The 15,406-nt window shown below is 51.3% G+C and carries 13 protein-coding genes; 6 read left to right on the top strand and 7 right to left on the bottom strand.

What is annotated here, in order from left to right; translation table 11 throughout:
• Positions 1–186 precede the first annotated feature (186 nt).
• Positions 187–726 (bottom strand): single-stranded DNA-binding protein SSB1, encoded by a 540-nt coding sequence (gene ssb1, locus B3Z23_RS05735; RefSeq protein ID WP_294902874.1) that lies wholly within the window; start codon positions 724–726, stop codon positions 187–189.
• Between the two features lie 468 nt (positions 727–1,194).
• On the opposite strand from ssb1, the gene uvrA reads away from it, so the two are divergent.
• Both uvrA and B3Z23_RS05745 read left to right on the top strand, forming a co-directional pair.
• The gene (gene uvrA, locus B3Z23_RS05740) at positions 1,195–4,026 is read left to right on the top strand and encodes an excinuclease ABC subunit UvrA (RefSeq protein ID WP_294902876.1); all 2,832 of its coding nucleotides are present in this window, start codon (positions 1,195–1,197) and stop codon (positions 4,024–4,026) included.
• Positions 4,027–4,219: 193 nt separating this feature from the next.
• On the top strand, positions 4,220–5,284 hold the full coding sequence (locus tag B3Z23_RS05745; RefSeq protein WP_294902878.1) for an NAD(P)-dependent alcohol dehydrogenase: 1,065 nt from the start codon (positions 4,220–4,222) through the stop codon (positions 5,282–5,284).
• Between the two features lie 88 nt (positions 5,285–5,372).
• Here B3Z23_RS05745 and B3Z23_RS05750 read toward each other — a convergent pair whose 3' ends face one another.
• Positions 5,373–6,266 (bottom strand): LysR family transcriptional regulator, encoded by an 894-nt coding sequence (locus tag B3Z23_RS05750; protein ID WP_294902880.1) that lies wholly within the window; start codon positions 6,264–6,266, stop codon positions 5,373–5,375.
• A 105-nt stretch (positions 6,267–6,371) separates the two neighbouring features.
• Here B3Z23_RS05750 and B3Z23_RS05755 point away from each other — a divergent pair, with 105 nt between their 5' ends.
• Entirely contained in the window at positions 6,372–7,367 is a 996-nt protein-coding gene (locus B3Z23_RS05755; protein ID WP_294902882.1) for an aldo/keto reductase, read from the top strand.
• 50 nt (positions 7,368–7,417) lie between these two features.
• Here the strand turns inward: B3Z23_RS05755 and B3Z23_RS05760 are convergent, their stop codons facing one another.
• The gene (locus B3Z23_RS05760) at positions 7,418–8,341 is read right to left on the bottom strand and encodes a LysR family transcriptional regulator (protein ID WP_294902944.1); all 924 of its coding nucleotides are present in this window, start codon (positions 8,339–8,341) and stop codon (positions 7,418–7,420) included.
• A gap of 103 nt (positions 8,342–8,444) precedes the next feature.
• Here B3Z23_RS05760 and B3Z23_RS05765 point away from each other — a divergent pair, with 103 nt between their 5' ends.
• Both B3Z23_RS05765 and B3Z23_RS05770 read left to right on the top strand, forming a co-directional pair.
• Positions 8,445–8,834 (top strand): tautomerase family protein, encoded by a 390-nt coding sequence (locus tag B3Z23_RS05765; protein ID WP_294902884.1) that lies wholly within the window; start codon positions 8,445–8,447, stop codon positions 8,832–8,834.
• A gap of 288 nt (positions 8,835–9,122) precedes the next feature.
• Entirely contained in the window at positions 9,123–10,136 is a 1,014-nt protein-coding gene (locus B3Z23_RS05770) for a LacI family DNA-binding transcriptional regulator (RefSeq protein WP_294902886.1), read from the top strand.
• Between the two features lie 51 nt (positions 10,137–10,187).
• On the opposite strand, the gene B3Z23_RS05775 is transcribed toward B3Z23_RS05770, so the two are convergent.
• The 4 genes from B3Z23_RS05775 to dnaB all read right to left on the bottom strand — a co-directional run bounded on the left by B3Z23_RS05775 (position 10,188) and on the right by dnaB (position 14,280).
• Complete coding sequence (locus tag B3Z23_RS05775) at positions 10,188–11,381, bottom strand: aromatic amino acid transaminase (protein ID WP_294902888.1); 1,194 nt, start codon at positions 11,379–11,381, stop codon at positions 10,188–10,190.
• A 45-nt stretch (positions 11,382–11,426) separates the two neighbouring features.
• Positions 11,427–12,038 (bottom strand): YitT family protein, encoded by a 612-nt coding sequence (locus B3Z23_RS05780; RefSeq protein ID WP_294902946.1) that lies wholly within the window; start codon positions 12,036–12,038, stop codon positions 11,427–11,429.
• 256 nt (positions 12,039–12,294) lie between these two features.
• Entirely contained in the window at positions 12,295–12,774 is a 480-nt protein-coding gene (locus B3Z23_RS05785; protein WP_294902890.1) for an Lrp/AsnC family transcriptional regulator, read from the bottom strand.
• Between the two features lie 99 nt (positions 12,775–12,873).
• Positions 12,874–14,280, bottom strand: a complete 1,407-nt coding sequence (gene dnaB / locus B3Z23_RS05790; RefSeq protein WP_038023962.1) for a replicative DNA helicase — start codon at positions 14,278–14,280, stop codon at positions 12,874–12,876.
• Positions 14,281–14,389: 109 nt separating this feature from the next.
• Here dnaB and B3Z23_RS05795 point away from each other — a divergent pair, with 109 nt between their 5' ends.
• Entirely contained in the window at positions 14,390–15,373 is a 984-nt protein-coding gene (locus B3Z23_RS05795) for a quinone oxidoreductase (RefSeq protein ID WP_294902893.1), read from the top strand.
• The last annotated feature ends 33 nt before the right edge of the window (positions 15,374–15,406 follow it).

A 15,406-nucleotide genomic window follows, 5' to 3' on the forward strand; every position in this document is an offset into this window, starting at 1 on the left:
TTAAAAATGGGGAGATTACCGGGGGATTACCCCTACACCTCATAAACTTTACACAATTGCAAGGTACATAATATTTTAAGAGAGGGTCAATAAAAATTGACGGTTTTGAGATGTCGAATACAAAAAAGCCCCTGTATTAACAGAGGCCTGATAGAAAATTCATGACTAAATGTTCTTAGGTAAATCCTAGAACGGGATATCGTCGTCGAAATCCATTGGCGGTTCGCTGCTGGCCGGTGCGCTGCTCTGTTGCGGACGAGCTGCCGGAGCACTGCCGCCGCCGCTGAACTGGTTGCCGCCTTGAGGCTGCTGTGGCTGGCCCCAGCCATTGTTGTTGTTCTGTCCGCCTGCGGGGGCGCCACCGCCGTTGCCGCCCTGACGACCACCCAGCATCTGCATGGTGCCGCCTACGTTAACCACGACTTCGGTAGTGTAACGATCCTGGCCACCCTGATCCTGCCATTTACGGGTGCGCAGTTGACCTTCGATATATACCTGAGAACCTTTACGCAGATACTCACCAGCGACTTCGGCCAGTTTGCCGAACAGAACCACACGGTGCCATTCAGTGACTTCTTTGTTCTCACCGGTCTGCTTATCACGCCAGCTTTCCGACGTGGCCAGTGTAATGTTGGCAACCGCACCACCATTTGGCATATAACGGATTTCCGGGTCCTGCCCCAGATTCCCGACAAGAATTACTTTGTTTACGCCGCGACTGGCCATATAGGTCTCTCCTGAAGAATAATTACTCTGAGTCTAAGCGGATAATCATACCACGTCACGTGTTGTTATTGATACTTTCGAACCGGCTTCCATCCGCATAGCCCCGGGTCTGTTATCTCCGGCTGCCAGGCAATTGTGATGGCCGTCACCCCGCGCGTCTTAGCCGCTTTTAACCACAGATTAGCAGTACTTTTTGTTTTTCACTGGAAACCGAAAATGAACAAATTATTTTAACCTGACCTTTAATCCGTTAGCCTGCTTCCTGTCTCATCTTGCCCCGAAATAGCGCGGAGACCTTCACCGGATAACGCACAGCCTTGTCGTTTAAGCTTTCGGTCCTGTCAGACCGCCTTTTCTGTAAACCACTGGATATTTAATCAGTTTATTTTTTATGCCATAATGATGTGTTTGATTCTTCCCATGTCTCGTCCGAAGGCATGGACGACGCTGATAATCCGGGAAAGGTGAATGGATAAGATCGAAGTACGGGGTGCCCGCACCCATAACCTGAAAAACATCAATCTGATTATCCCCCGTGACAAGCTGGTCGTAGTCACGGGTCTGTCTGGTTCAGGTAAATCGTCACTGGCCTTCGACACGCTGTATGCGGAAGGTCAGCGTCGGTATGTTGAATCGCTGTCGGCCTACGCTCGTCAGTTTTTATCACTGATGGAAAAACCGGATGTCGATCATATCGAAGGTCTGTCTCCGGCTATTTCTATTGAACAGAAATCGACATCTCATAACCCGCGTTCGACGGTCGGTACTATTACCGAAATTCACGATTATCTGCGTTTGCTGTTTGCCCGTGTCGGTGAACCTCGCTGCCCGGACCACGGTGTCCCGTTAGCGGCACAGACCGTCAGCCAGATGGTTGATCAGGTGCTGCAACAGCCCGAGGGCAACCGCCTGATGCTGCTGGCACCCATTATTAAAGACCGCAAAGGTGAGCACAGTAAAACCCTGGAAGGACTCGCCGCCCAGGGGTACATCCGCGCACGGATCGACGGAGAAGTCTGTGATCTCTCTGATCCGCCAAAACTCGAATTACAGAAAAAACACACCATCGAAGTGGTAGTCGATCGTTTCAAAGTTCGTGATGATCTGGCCACCCGGCTGGCCGAGTCGTTTGAAACCACACTTGAGCTTTCCGGCGGTACCGCCATTGTCGCGGATATGGACGACAGTTCCGTACCTGAACTGCTGTTTTCCGCCAATTTCGCCTGCCCGATATGCGGTTACAGCATGCGCGAGCTGGAACCCCGGTTGTTTTCCTTTAACAACCCGGCCGGTGCCTGCCCGACCTGTGACGGTCTGGGCGTACAGCAGTTTTTCGATCCGCAACGGGTGATCCAGAATGAGGAAATCTCGCTGGCCGGAGGGGCAATCCGTGGCTGGGACCGGCGTAATTTCTACTACTTCCAGATGCTGCGTTCACTCAGTGAACACTATCAGTTCGATATTGAAGCCCCGTTCAATACCCTGAGTGACAATGTCCGTAAAGTGATCCTCAACGGTTCAGGCAAAGAAAATATCGAATTTAAGTATGTCAATGATCGTGGCGACACCTCAGTAAGGCGTCATCCATTCGAAGGTGTGCTGCATAATATGGAGCGACGTTACAAAGAAACGGAATCCAATGCAGTGCGCGAAGAGCTGGCAAAATATATCAGTAATCGTTCCTGTACCAGCTGTGACGGCACCCGGCTGCGTAAAGAGGCCCGCAATGTGTTTGTTGCCGAGACCACCCTGCCGCAGATTTCGGAAATGAGTATTGGCCATGCCACACAGTTTTTTGAATCACTGCAACTCACCGGACAGCGTGCCGCAATTGCCGAAAAAGTGCTGAAAGAGATCAGCGAACGGCTGAGTTTTCTGGTGAATGTCGGCCTGAACTATCTGTCGCTCTCCCGTTCGGCCGAAACACTGTCTGGCGGTGAGGCTCAGCGTATCCGTCTGGCCAGCCAGATTGGCGCCGGACTGGTGGGCGTGATGTATGTGCTGGATGAACCCTCGATTGGTCTGCATCAGCGCGATAATGAACGCCTGCTGAATACGCTGATTCATCTGCGTAATCTGGGGAATACCGTTATCGTGGTTGAGCATGACGAAGATGCTATTCGCGCGGCTGACCATGTTATAGATATCGGTCCGGGTGCCGGTGTGCATGGTGGCCAGGTAGTCGCTGAGGGGAATGTTGACAGCATCATGGCCAACGAAGACTCTCTGACGGGGCAATTCCTGAGTGGCAAACGGAAAATTGAAGTCCCGGCGGAGCGGGTCAAAGGCGACCCGGCCAAAGTCCTGAAACTGACCGGTGCCAGGGGAAATAACCTTAAAGATGTCACCCTGACCCTGCCGGTCGGCTTATTTACCTGCATAACCGGAGTTTCAGGTTCCGGTAAATCGACGCTAATCAATGACACCTTATTCCCTATTGCCCAGCGCCAGTTGAACGGTGCAACACTGACAGAACCGGCTCCTTACCGTGATATCAAAGGACTGGAGCATTTCGATAAAGTCATAGATATCGACCAGAGTCCGATCGGTCGTACCCCGCGTTCTAACCCGGCGACCTATACCGGCATCTTTACACCGGTACGTGAATTGTTTGCCGGAGTGCCTGAGGCACGCACCCGCGGCTATACGCCGGGTCGCTTCAGCTTTAACGTTCGTGGCGGGCGCTGTGAAGCCTGTCAGGGTGACGGGGTGATTAAGGTCGAAATGCACTTCCTGCCGGATATCTATGTGCCTTGTGATCAGTGCAAAGGGAAACGCTATAACCGTGAAACTCTGGAGGTGAAATATAAGGGCAAAAACATCCACGAAGTGCTGGAAATGACTATCGAAGAAGCCCGTGATTTCTTTGAAGCCGTGCCTGCGCTGTCACGTAAGTTACAGACGCTGATGGATGTCGGGTTATCCTATATCCGTCTGGGACAGTCTGCCACCACCCTGTCAGGCGGTGAGGCGCAGCGTGTGAAACTGGCCCGTGAATTATCGAAACGAGGTACCGGTCAGACACTGTATATTCTGGATGAGCCAACCACCGGTCTGCACTTTGCCGATATTCAGCAACTGCTGGCGGTACTGCATCAGCTACGCGACCAGGGAAATACCATCGTGGTGATTGAACATAACCTCGATGTGATAAAAACCGCTGACTGGATTGTCGATCTCGGTCCGGAAGGTGGCAGTGGTGGCGGTGAAATTTTGGTCGCCGGTACGCCGGAAAGCGTGGTGGAATGTGCAGAATCACATACTGCCCGATTCCTGAAACCATTACTTAAAACCAAATAAATTCATCCGGTTATATTTATCCCTGCACCACCGTGAATGTTGCCTGTTTCTCTGAGAATTGCAGAAACAGGCAACATTCTGCGACAATCAGGTATACCTATTTCGACGGTCAGGGACTATCCTGAAGTTCAGGTTCACTCTCCCGCACGATCCCCGTGTGGGGGTGTTTGTTGTCTGTCTGACAGGAGAAATAATGAATATTATCCATGCTTACGCCGCACAGAACGAAAAATCCCCCCTCGCTCCGTTCAGCTACCAGCCACGTCAGCTTCGCGAACATGATGTGCAGATTGAAGTGCTGTTTTGCGGAGTCTGCCACTCTGACCTTCACCAGGCGCGCAACGAATGGCACAACACCGTTTTTCCGGTCGTTCCGGGCCACGAAATTGTTGGCCGTATTACCGCCACCGGCAGCTCTGCCAGCAAATTTAAGACCGGTGATATCGTCGGTGTTGGCTGTATGGTCGATTCGTGCCGCAGTTGTCCAAGCTGCCAGGATGGCCTGGAGCAGTATTGCGAAAACGGCTTTGTCGCTACCTATAATGGTAAAGACCGGTTTGATGGCAAAGTCACCTTCGGTGGTTATTCCTCAGATGTCGTAGTCCATGAGGATTTCGTGTTACGGGTTCCGGAGAATCTGGATCTGGCAGGAGTCGCACCACTGCTTTGCGCCGGCATCACCACCTACTCCCCACTAAGTCACTGGAAAGTCGGCCCTGGCCAGAAAGTAGGTATCGTCGGACTGGGTGGACTTGGCCACATGGGGGTAAAAATCGCCCATGCAATGGGAGCCAAAGTGGTGCTGTTTACCACCTCTCCTTCCAAGATTGCCGATGGCAAACGTCTGGGTGCTGATGAAGTGGTGGTCTCTAAAGATCCGGATCAGATGGCAAAACACGTCAACAGTTTCGATTTCATTCTGAACACGGTTGCGGCTCAACACGATCTGACGCCGTTTATTAATCTGCTGAAACGCGACGGGAATATGACCCTGGTCGGCGTACCGGAGCATGATCACCCGGCACCGAACGTTGCCAGCCTGATTTTCAAACGCCGCAGCGTATCAGGTTCTCTGATTGGTGGTATTGCCGAAACTCAGGAAATGCTCGATTTTTGTGGTAAGCACAATATCATTTCCGATATTGAACTGATTGATATTGCCCAAATCAACGACGCTTACGAACGGATGCTGAAAAGCGACGTGAAATATCGCTTTGTTATTGATATCAATACACTGCGTAACAGCGCGGCAGCATAATTTTCTGACCGCACACAGTAACGGCGGCTCCGGTCGCCGTTACTTATTTCGCTGTAACCCTCCGCCCCATCCCTGGCCCCACTGTAGCTTACTCATGCTGATAACGAAAAAAATCGATAAAGGCCCGCAACGCAGGACGCATCTGTCGTCTTGACGGGTAATACAGGAAAAAGCCATTAAATTCCGGACACCAGGCCTCCATCACTGATTTCAGCCGCCCTGCCCGTAGATCCTCAGCCACCGACTCTTCAAACAAGAAAGCCAGCCCGATACCGTCCAGTGCCGCCTGACGAATCAGAGATTGCTGAGGCAAAATCAGATTGCCTGTGACTTCAATACTGAATGGCTGACTATTCTGAGTGAGTTCCCAGCGGTAAACACGGCCACTCTGAAAACGGCGACGAATGCAGTTATGTTTACTCAAATCCCGGGGATGGCGAGGTTCAGGGTGATCAGAAAAGTAAGCAGGGCTGGCTACAATCAGGCTACGGCGAGGCCGGTCCAACGGGATTGCAATCATATCTGCTTCCAGGTTTTCTCCCAGCCGAATCCCTGCATCGCAACCACTTTGCACAATATCCTCAAACCCATCGGCAGTACGAATATCCAGCTCAATCTGCGGAAAGCGCACCATAAACTCAGGTAAACGTGGTGCCACCAGCTGCTCTGCTGCCAGAGAAGGCATAGTCAGGCGCAATGGTCCACGCGGCTTGCCGGTCAGATCCGGTACTTCCGCCAGAGCATTACCGATATCCGATAGCGGCCCGTTGACCCGCGATAACAACAAATAGCCTTCTTCAGTGGGTCGGGTCGAACGGGTAGTACGTGCCAGCAATCTGATACCCAGGCTGCCTTCCAGGTTTGAAACTGCATGGCTGACCGCAGAAGGTGCAATCCCCAGTTGTGCCGCGGCGGCACGGAAGCTACCGGTGCCAGCCACGGTAACAAATACCACCAGTTGTGAAAGCTGAATTCGATCCATTGTTCTAAATTTTAGAATGACCTGATAATGATTGTAGCGATTATCATACAGAGTAATGCGACTTATGATGAGTGAATCAACCAATAATTATCACAGAGAAACATCATGAATTACCGCACACTGGGAAACACTCAGGTCTCTGCTGTCGGGCTGGGCTGTATGGGTATGAGTCAGTCTTATGGCGCGACTGACGATAAAGCCTCTCTGCAGGCACTACAGCATGCAGTCGCGCTCGGGGTCACCTTTTTTGACACTGCTGAAGTGTATGGCCCCTATCGGAATGAAATTTTGCTGGGTAATGCGCTGAAATCCTGTCGGGATCAGGTCACGATTGCCACCAAGTTTGGCCTGACATTTAATCGCCAGCGTACTGATTTTGGCGAGATTACCGGGACTGATGGCAGCCCTGAAAATGCCAGAGCGGTCGCCGAAGCTTCGCTGAAACGCCTGCAAACCGACGTTATTGACCTCTATTATTTGCACCGGGTCGATCCTCAGGTACACATTGAAGAGAGTATCGGTGCTATGGCCGATCTGGTGACCGAAGGAAAAGTACGAATGATAGGCCTGTCAGAGGTCTCAGCGGACACTCTGCGTCGCGCCCATGCAGTCCATCCCATTGCCGCCTTACAGAGTGAATATTCCCTCTGGACTCGCGATGTAGAAACCAATGGAGTACTGGATACCTGTCGGGAACTGGGTATCACGTTCGTCCCCTTCAGCCCGCTTGGCAGAGGATTTTTGACCGGAACTATCGCTTCCGCTGCAGAATTGCAGGAAGGTGATTTCAGAAAAACATTACCACGATTTCAGGCAGAAAATGCAGAGGCTAACCAGCGCCAGCTAAAGATCATCCAACAGATTGCAGCAGAAAAAGGCTGTACTGTGGCACAGATAGCGTTAGCCTGGGTGCTGGCTCAGGGAGAAGACATTATTCCAATCCCCGGCTCTAAACAAATCCCGTACGTTGAGCAGAATGTGGCCGCGGCAGCGATACTGCTGACAGATGCCGAGAAACAGGCCCTGGAACAAAGTTTCCGGCCGGAAAATATTGCCGGAGCAAGGTACCCGGAAGCCTTTGCCAGGATGGGGCAGAAATAAGCCACAGACCGGTAAAGCTATCCTGGGTAGCCAGTCACTGGCAGGGAATTTCAACGGCTGTTCTGAAAACCTTCTCTCAGCCAGTGGCTGAATACCGTAACGGCACGGGGTACCTGTGCCGCATAGGGCCTGACCAGCCATATTTTATCCGCAAATCCGCCCACCACCTGCCACTCATCCAGCACCGGGATTAACTCTCCGTTCTCCAGAGCCGCTCTGGCACTGAAATCAGGCAGCATCGCGATTCCCAACCCGCTGATGGCTGCATCACGAATCGACTCACTGTTATTAGTGGCAAACCCGCCCTTCACCGCCACCGACCGGGTTTCTCCGGTTTGTGGATGAGATAACCGCCATTGCGGTCGTTCATTACCGCGCGGATAGTAAAGGCAGCTATGCTCAGCCAGTTGGCAAGGGTCATCCGGTACTCCCTGGCGAGCCAGGTATTCCGGCGATGCTACCAGCAGAGTCCGTGTATCGCACAACGGCAGCACCACATGGGTTTCCGGCAAACGATGACTGTGGCGCACCGCGAGATCGTATCCTTCACTGCTGAGTGAAACTAACTGATCAGACACTTCCAGCTGGATTCGGACCTCAGGGTACTGCTGCAGAAAACTACGAATATGCACCAGTAACTGTTGGCGGGCAAAGGCCACCGGGGCCGTGACCCGCACCACTCCACGCAATGGTCCGCTGGCATCCCGCAGGGCATTAAAGCTTTGTTCTATCTGGTCAAAGGGCTGCCGGATATCTTCCACCAGCTTTTGCCCCTCATGAGTCAGGCGTACGCTACGGGTGGTACGTTGTACTAACGCGACACCGGCAATCGCTTCCAGCTCTTTTATCTTCTGGCTCATGGCCGCCTTACTCACCTCCAACTGCTCTGCGGCACGGGTAAAACTGCCTTTTTCGGCGAGTACCCTCAACCAGTGTAGATGGTTCCACAAGGCATCGGCATGGCTTTGTTTCATCATTATTGTTCACTCAGAAAAACAATCAATTCGCTGTCAGCGCTTTTTCTGCACCGGTTTACACGACAGAATAACAATAATTTCATCCCTCAGGAGCAGCATAATGCCATTATTACAATTTGATATGATTGAAGGTCGCAGCGAAGACGAGATCCAGACCTTGCTGGATACCGCACACCAGGTGGTACTGGATGCATTTAAAGTACCGGAGCGGGATCGTTATCAGATTGTTCAGGAAAACAAAGCCCGCAATATGGTATTCCAGGACACCGGGCTGGGATTCAGCCGCACAGAAAAATTCGTCATGGTCAGGGTATTTACCAGCCCGCGCAGCGATGAGCAAAAACAGTATTTTATGAAGCGGCTGGCAGAAGAATTCCAGCGGGTGTGCGGGATTGAAGGCAATGACCTGATGATCTCTTTTATCAGTAATAACAAAGGTGACTGGAGCTTTGGCTACGGCGAAGCACAGTATATGACCGGGACGTTATAATCCCTGCCTCACTGGTCTGTCAGGGCCGTGGAAATACCGCTATTTTCCACGGCTAGTCATTTCTTTGCTAATTCCCTCCCGGCTATAATAGCTATCAACAATCCCGGCAGAATCTGTGGGATGATTCATCAATGCAGAAAGCAGATGGAACCGCCAGCTCATAGCCCAGACGGGTCTGTCACCTGAAAATCACCTATACCGTCATTTATCTGCCTGTTGATTTATTTTTCCTTTGGGACCCCCGCCTTTTCGCGGTCAATGCAACATAACAGAAGTGTGATACTGACAATGAGCGATGACAATAAATCAATAAAATCAGCTAAGGCCACCGCAAGTGACGTGGCTAAAGCCGCCGGAGTATCTAAATGGACGGTATCCAGAGCATTTACCGAAGGGTCATCCATCTCAGAAAAATCCAGAATTAAGGTCAGGGAAGCTGCGAAGAAGCTTGGATATAAGCCTAACCTGCTGGCACGTAGCCTGTCCAAAAAACGGACTAACATCATCGGCATTGTGATTGATGAGATGAAAAACCCGCACTGCCTGATGCTGTTAGATGAGGCAACCAGACAGTTGCAAAATCGTGGCTGTATTGCTCTGCTGATTAATCTCTCCGGGGTCAATGATACCGATGTGCTGTCACTGGCGGATCAATTACAGGTCGACGGAATTCTTTTTTTAGGGGCAGTGCTGAGTGAAAACGTCATTTCGATGGCAGAGAACCTGCATCATGTGCCGTTAGTCCAGGTTGGCCGTAACAGTGAACTGGTCAGATTTGACCGGGTTTACAACAATGGCTACGACGCAGGAAAAGAGATTGCCCGACTGATGGCCCCACAAGGTTTTACCCGTTATGGTTATATGAAAGGCCCTGAAGCCCCTTCTAACCATCTGTTTCGCATGCGAGGTTTTCGCGATGGTCTGGCGGAATATGGTGAAGAATTATCAGTGATGTTAGTCGCCGGACACTATGACAGACAAGCCGCGGCTAACGAATATGCCCGCTATATTGAAGCCACCCCCCCCGCGGAGCGCATTGATGCGCTGTTCTGCGAAAATGATATTCTGGCCTTAGGAGTGATGGATCAGCAGATGCAACTTGGATTACCCGCACTGGGGATTGCCGGGTTTGATGATATTGATGAAGCTGGCAGTGCTTCACGACAGCTCACTACCGTGAGTCAGCGGGTTGACCGGCAAATTCATGAAGCACTGAACCGCTTGCTGGATTCGACCGCCAGCCCACAGGACACCTGGAGTACCGGGGAAATAAAAGTCCGTCAGTCACACCTGAAAAAGTAAAAAGGGCCCGTTACCGGGCCCTTGAACATTTCAGACCGAAGTCAGCTGCACTCAGAGTACCGCGGCAAAGGCTTCCGCGACCTGATGGATATTGCGGCTGTTAAGCCCGGCAACACACATGCGACCACTGCTGATCAGGTAGACACCAAATTCTTCACGCAATCTGTCAACCTGCTGTGCACTCAGTCCGGTATAACTGAACATACCCCGTTGTTTCTCCAGGTAGCTGAAATCACGCCCTAGTAATGCATGGCTCAGAGCGGTCACCAGTGCCTGGCGCATATCCAGAATACGCACCCGCATCTCTTCCAGTTCGGCCAGCCAGTTGGCCCGCAACTCACTGTCATTCAGAATGGTCATGACCAGCGTAGCACCATGCGTCGGCGGGCTGGAATAGTTGCGACGGATAGCGGCCTTCAACTGACCCAGTACACAATCGGCTTCGTTGCTGCTTTCACACAGCACCGACAATCCCCCCACCCGCTCGCCATATAATGAGAAGATTTTGGAGAAGGAATTACTGACCAGAGCCGGCAGCCCGGCTTTCGCCGCAGCACGGATAGCGTAACAATCCTGCTCTGCTCCGGCACCAAAGCCCTGATAAGCGATATCCATAAACGGAATCAGCTTACCTGCTTTCAATACTTCAATCGTCTGATCCCATTGAACCGGCGTCAGGTCTGCACCGGTTGGGTTGTGGCAGCACGGATGCAATAACACGATGGTTTGTTCCGGCAGGCCTTTCAGTGTCTCGATAAACTCAGCGAATTTTACGCCATGAGTTTCAGAGTCATACCACGGATAGCGGTTCACCTTGAAACCGGCACCGGCGAAAATGGCCACATGGTTTTCCCAGGTAGGATCACTCACCCATACATCAGACCCCGGGAAATAGTTTTTCAGAAAGTCAGCACCTACTTTCAGGGCGCCAGAGCCACCCAGCGTCTGAATGCAGGCAATACGGCCACTTTCTGCCAGCGGGTTATTCTCACCAAATAACAGAGTAACGATGGCTTTGCGATATGCGGTAATACCTTCCATTGGCAGGTAGAGCGATGCCTGGCCAGAAGCACTTTGCAGGCGTTTCTCTGCCTCAGCCACGGCCTGTAACTGAGGAATGATCCCCTGTTCGTTATAATAGAGACCAATACTCAGATTAACTTTTGCCGGACGCGGATCTTCTTTGAATTTTTCCATCAGCGAAAGGATGGGATCGCCGCCATAGGCATCGACATGTTGAAACACGTTGTACTTCTCCATCATTATCTATGTTATTGAGCCGCAGCCTGTTCAGACCATATAGCGGCCAGGACGGTGGTTCATTGCAATAATCAGATTCAGTATTATGGCGCCACATACCGATGCCAGCAGCATAGGCAGTGATACCACCCACAGCGAGGCCAGTACCACACAGGTATCGACACACATTTGCAGTTTACCGGCACGCAGACCTATTCGTTTCTGCAGCCAGAGTGCCAGAATATTAATGCCACCCAGACTGGCTTTATGGCGGAATAACACAATGAACCCCATGCCCATCACAATATTACCAAACAGGGCTGCATAGAAAGGGTTAAGCTGAGAAAAATGAATAAATAATGGATGCAGGTGCGTAAACAGCGATACCAGTCCTACCGCACTGAAGGTTTTCAGGGTAAATTCCCAGCCCATCTGGCGAACCGCCAGCCAGTAAAAAGGCAGATTGATCAGGAAAAACGCCGAACCGAAGGATAACGGTGTGACATAGCTAATCAAAAAAGCAATCCCTGCAGTGCTTCCGGTTAATGCGCCTGCCTGTTTCAGCATAATGATGCCGAACGACACCAGTAAAGTGCCAAATAAAATCGCCAGTGCATCTTCCACCAGACTGTGAGGCACGGACTCTGCCGCCGAAGTTTTCATAACTGTCATAGCCAAACCCTAATTGATCAATGAGTGCAAAGTGTTGTGTAAGCAAAAAACGCGCCACACTGATAACCATGGCTGGTTATCGGTGAGTGCGGGTTATTATCTTATTGATATTACAGATGTCAGGAGCCGACGCAGGGTTAATCCCTGAAAAAGTGACCTTCATTTCGTGCATCACTGTGAATCCTGATGCACTATTTATGCACTTACTGGCAAATAATGCACGACAATAGTTAACTGTAGTTGATTATTACGTCGGGAGATCGCTGCCTTGCAGCATGATCCCACCTTCTTTTATACGGTTAAGTATCACTGATGTTTTCACATGGGCAACACTCTGATGACCCGCCACCAGCTGACTGATCAACGCACTCAGGGAGTTAAGATCTCCCACGGTCACTTTCAGCAAATAGTCGGCGTCTCCGGTGGTTTTATAGGCATCGGTAATGGCGGGATTAGCCGCAACATGCTGATGAAAATCATTCACGTAGGATGGGGTGTGGTTCATTAGCCGGACTTCGATGAGTCCGGTGATTTCCGGACCAATCGCGTCCGGCGACAGCCTGGCGTAATAGCCGAGAATTTTATCGGTTTGTTCCAGATGAATACGCCGCCTGGAACACTGGGAAGCGGATAACCCCACCAGATCACTCAGCTCCTGATTAGTCAGCCGGCCATTCGACTGCAGCAGGGTGAGAATTTTAATATCGTAATCATCAATTCTGGTCATCTGTTATTCCGTGATGCTTTCAATACATCGTCACAGATAAGCGTATTTTTTAGGGGGTTGTCCAACACTATTTTTAATCAGTCAGCCCCGTAATTTCGGTTACTCGTCATCATACTGAGGGCCGGCATAGTTATCAAAACGCGACCACTGACCATTAAAGGTGAGTCTGACTGTACCAATAGGACCATTACGCTGTTTACCAAGGATGATTTCAGCAATACCTTTCAGGTCGCTGTTTTCGTGATAGACCTCATCCCGGTAAATAAACATGATTAAATCCGCATCCTGCTCAATCGAACCGGATTCACGTAAGTCTGAGTTGACCGGCCGTTTATCAGCACGTTGTTCAAGAGAACGGTTAAGCTGTGACAGGGCCACCACCGGCACATTCAGTTCTTTTGCCAGCGCTTTCAGTGAACGGGATATTTCGGCAATTTCCAGCGTACGGTTATCAGAAAGCGAGGGTACCCGCATCAGTTGCAGGTAGTCGATCATAATCATGCTCAACCCGCCATTTTCCCGGAAGATACGTCGTGCACGTGAACGCACCTCGGTAGGAGTCAGACCGGAAGAGTCATCAATAAACATATTTTTCTTTTCCAGCAGAATGCCCATAGTGCCGGAAATACGTGACCAGTCCTCATCATCCAGTTGTCCGGTACGAATCCGGGTCTGGTCCACCCTTGATAAGGAGGCCAGCATACGCATCATCAGCTGTTCGCTGGGCATCTCGAGACTGAAAATCAGCACCGGTTTATCCTGCAACATCGCGGCGTTCTCACACAGGTTCATGGCAAAAGTCGTTTTCCCCATCGACGGACGTGCTGCCACAATGATTAAGTCCGATCCCTGTAACCCGGCGGTTTTTTTATTCAGATCCTGATAACCGGTGTCTACCCCTGTCACCCCATCGTGAGGAGTGCCGACCAGAGATTCAATACGGTTGATGGTAGCTTCCAGAACCTGTTCAATATTCTGCGGGCCATCGTCTTTATTGGATCGTTTTTCGGCAATTTTAAACACACTGGATTCGGCAAGATCCAGAAGATCCTCACTACTGCGCCCTTGAGGATCAAAGCCTGCATCTGCGATTTCGTTAGCTACCGAAATCATTTCACGTACTACCGCACGTTCACGGACAATATCCGCATAGGCACCAATGTTGGCTGCACTCGGGGTATTTTTTGCCAGTTCCGCCAGATAGGCAAACCCCCCGACCATTTCCAGTTCACCACGGGTTTCGAGTGACTCTGACAGGGTAATCAGATCAATCGGCTGTCCCAGCTCCAGCAAACGCTGCATCTCGGAAAAAATTAACCGATGCGGCCGGCTATAAAAATCTTCGGCGACCACCCGCTCGGAAACATTATCCCAGCGCGCATTATCCAGCATCAATCCCCCAAGCACCGACTGTTCGGCTTCAACAGAATGCGGGGGCATTTTTACCCCTTCCAGCTGACGGTCGCGGGTTTCATTGGATTTGTTCGTGGGTTTATTTCCTGCCATAGTGAATGTCATTACCAGTGTTAAACAAGGGGCGCCACAGTATACTTTTTTTTTCACTGGATTGTCGCCCTGTACTCCGGGCGTTCACCACGTTTTCACAGGAGCTGTTATGCTAAACCGTATTCAGTATGCCCGACATGGCGGGCCGGAAGTTCTGGAGTGGTCATCATTTTCTCTGCCGGAGCCCGGTGAGCATGAAGTTGTGGTAGAAAACAAAGCCATTGGTATTAACTATATCGATACCTATTTCCGCAGTGGATTATATCCCCCGCCCTCACTGCCGGCAGGTCTGGGCACCGAAGCTGCCGGGATTGTGACCCGTACAGGTCACTCCGTCAGCCGCGTGAAACCGGGCGACCGTGTAGTTTATGCTCAGTCGACGGCCGGGGCCTACAGTGAAAGCCATATCGTGAATGAAGATCGCCTGGTGCGGTTACCGGACAGTATTTCCTATGAGCAGGCAGCAGCCTCTTTCCTGAAAGGGCTGACAGTCCAGTATCTGCTACGCCAGACCTACCCGATCACTGCCGGTGAAACCTTTCTGTTCCATGCCGCCGCCGGTGGGGTGGGCCTGATTGCCTGCCAGTGGGCCAAAGCGCTGGGTGCCCGGTTAATTGGTACCGTGGGTTCAGCGGAAAAAGCCAAAATTGCTACCGATGCCGGGGCGTGGGCGACCATTAACTACAGGGAAGAGAATATTGCGGAGCGGGTCCGCGAGTTGACTGATAGTAAAAAAGTGCCGGTTGTTTATGACTCGGTGGGTCATGATACCTGGGAGGCGTCACTGGACAGCCTGCAACGACGCGGACTCATGGTCAGTTTCGGAAACTCTTCCGGCCCGGTCACCGGGGTAAATCTGGCAATCCTTAACCAGAAAGGCTCGCTGTTTGTCACCCGGCCATCATTGTTTGGCTATATCACTAACGCCACCGAACTGGATGCCGCCAGCCATGAGCTGTTTACCCTGCTGGCCAGCGGAGCGATCAAAGTCGATGTTCCGGAGAACCAGAAATTTGCACTCAAAGATGCGGCAGAAGCCCATCGCCAGTTAGAGAGTCGGGCGACCCGCGGCTCCAGCTTGTTGATCCCCTGAGCTATCTTCAGATATTTATTTCTGGCAATGTAA

It is taken from the genome of Tatumella sp. UBA2305 (genome assembly GCF_002345795.1).
Taxonomy (GTDB): domain Bacteria; phylum Pseudomonadota; class Gammaproteobacteria; order Enterobacterales; family Enterobacteriaceae; genus Tatumella; species Tatumella morbirosei.

Excerpts from the sequence above, each read along its gene's own strand:
- B3Z23_RS05755 (WP_294902882.1), top strand. The coding sequence starts at position 6,372 with ATGAATTACCGCACACTGGGAAACACTCAGGTCTCTGCTGTCGGGCTG.
- B3Z23_RS05780 (WP_294902946.1), bottom strand. The coding sequence starts at position 12,038 with ATGAAAACTTCGGCGGCAGAGTCCGTGCCTCACAGTCTGGTGGAAGAT.
- B3Z23_RS05760 (WP_294902944.1), bottom strand. The coding sequence starts at position 8,341 with ATGAAACAAAGCCATGCCGATGCCTTGTGGAACCATCTACACTGGTTG.
- B3Z23_RS05795 (WP_294902893.1), top strand. The coding sequence starts at position 14,390 with ATGCTAAACCGTATTCAGTATGCCCGACATGGCGGGCCGGAAGTTCTG.
- B3Z23_RS05785 (WP_294902890.1), bottom strand. The coding sequence starts at position 12,774 with ATGACCAGAATTGATGATTACGATATTAAAATTCTCACCCTGCTGCAG.
- dnaB (WP_038023962.1), bottom strand. The coding sequence starts at position 14,280 with ATGGCAGGAAATAAACCCACGAACAAATCCAATGAAACCCGCGACCGT.
- B3Z23_RS05745 (WP_294902878.1), top strand. The coding sequence starts at position 4,220 with ATGAATATTATCCATGCTTACGCCGCACAGAACGAAAAATCCCCCCTC.
- B3Z23_RS05770 (WP_294902886.1), top strand. The coding sequence starts at position 9,123 with ATGAGCGATGACAATAAATCAATAAAATCAGCTAAGGCCACCGCAAGT.
- B3Z23_RS05750 (WP_294902880.1), bottom strand. The coding sequence starts at position 6,266 with ATGGATCGAATTCAGCTTTCACAACTGGTGGTATTTGTTACCGTGGCT.
- ssb1 (WP_294902874.1), bottom strand. The coding sequence starts at position 726 with ATGGCCAGTCGCGGCGTAAACAAAGTAATTCTTGTCGGGAATCTGGGG.
- B3Z23_RS05765 (WP_294902884.1), top strand. The coding sequence starts at position 8,445 with ATGCCATTATTACAATTTGATATGATTGAAGGTCGCAGCGAAGACGAG.
- uvrA (WP_294902876.1), top strand. The coding sequence starts at position 1,195 with ATGGATAAGATCGAAGTACGGGGTGCCCGCACCCATAACCTGAAAAAC.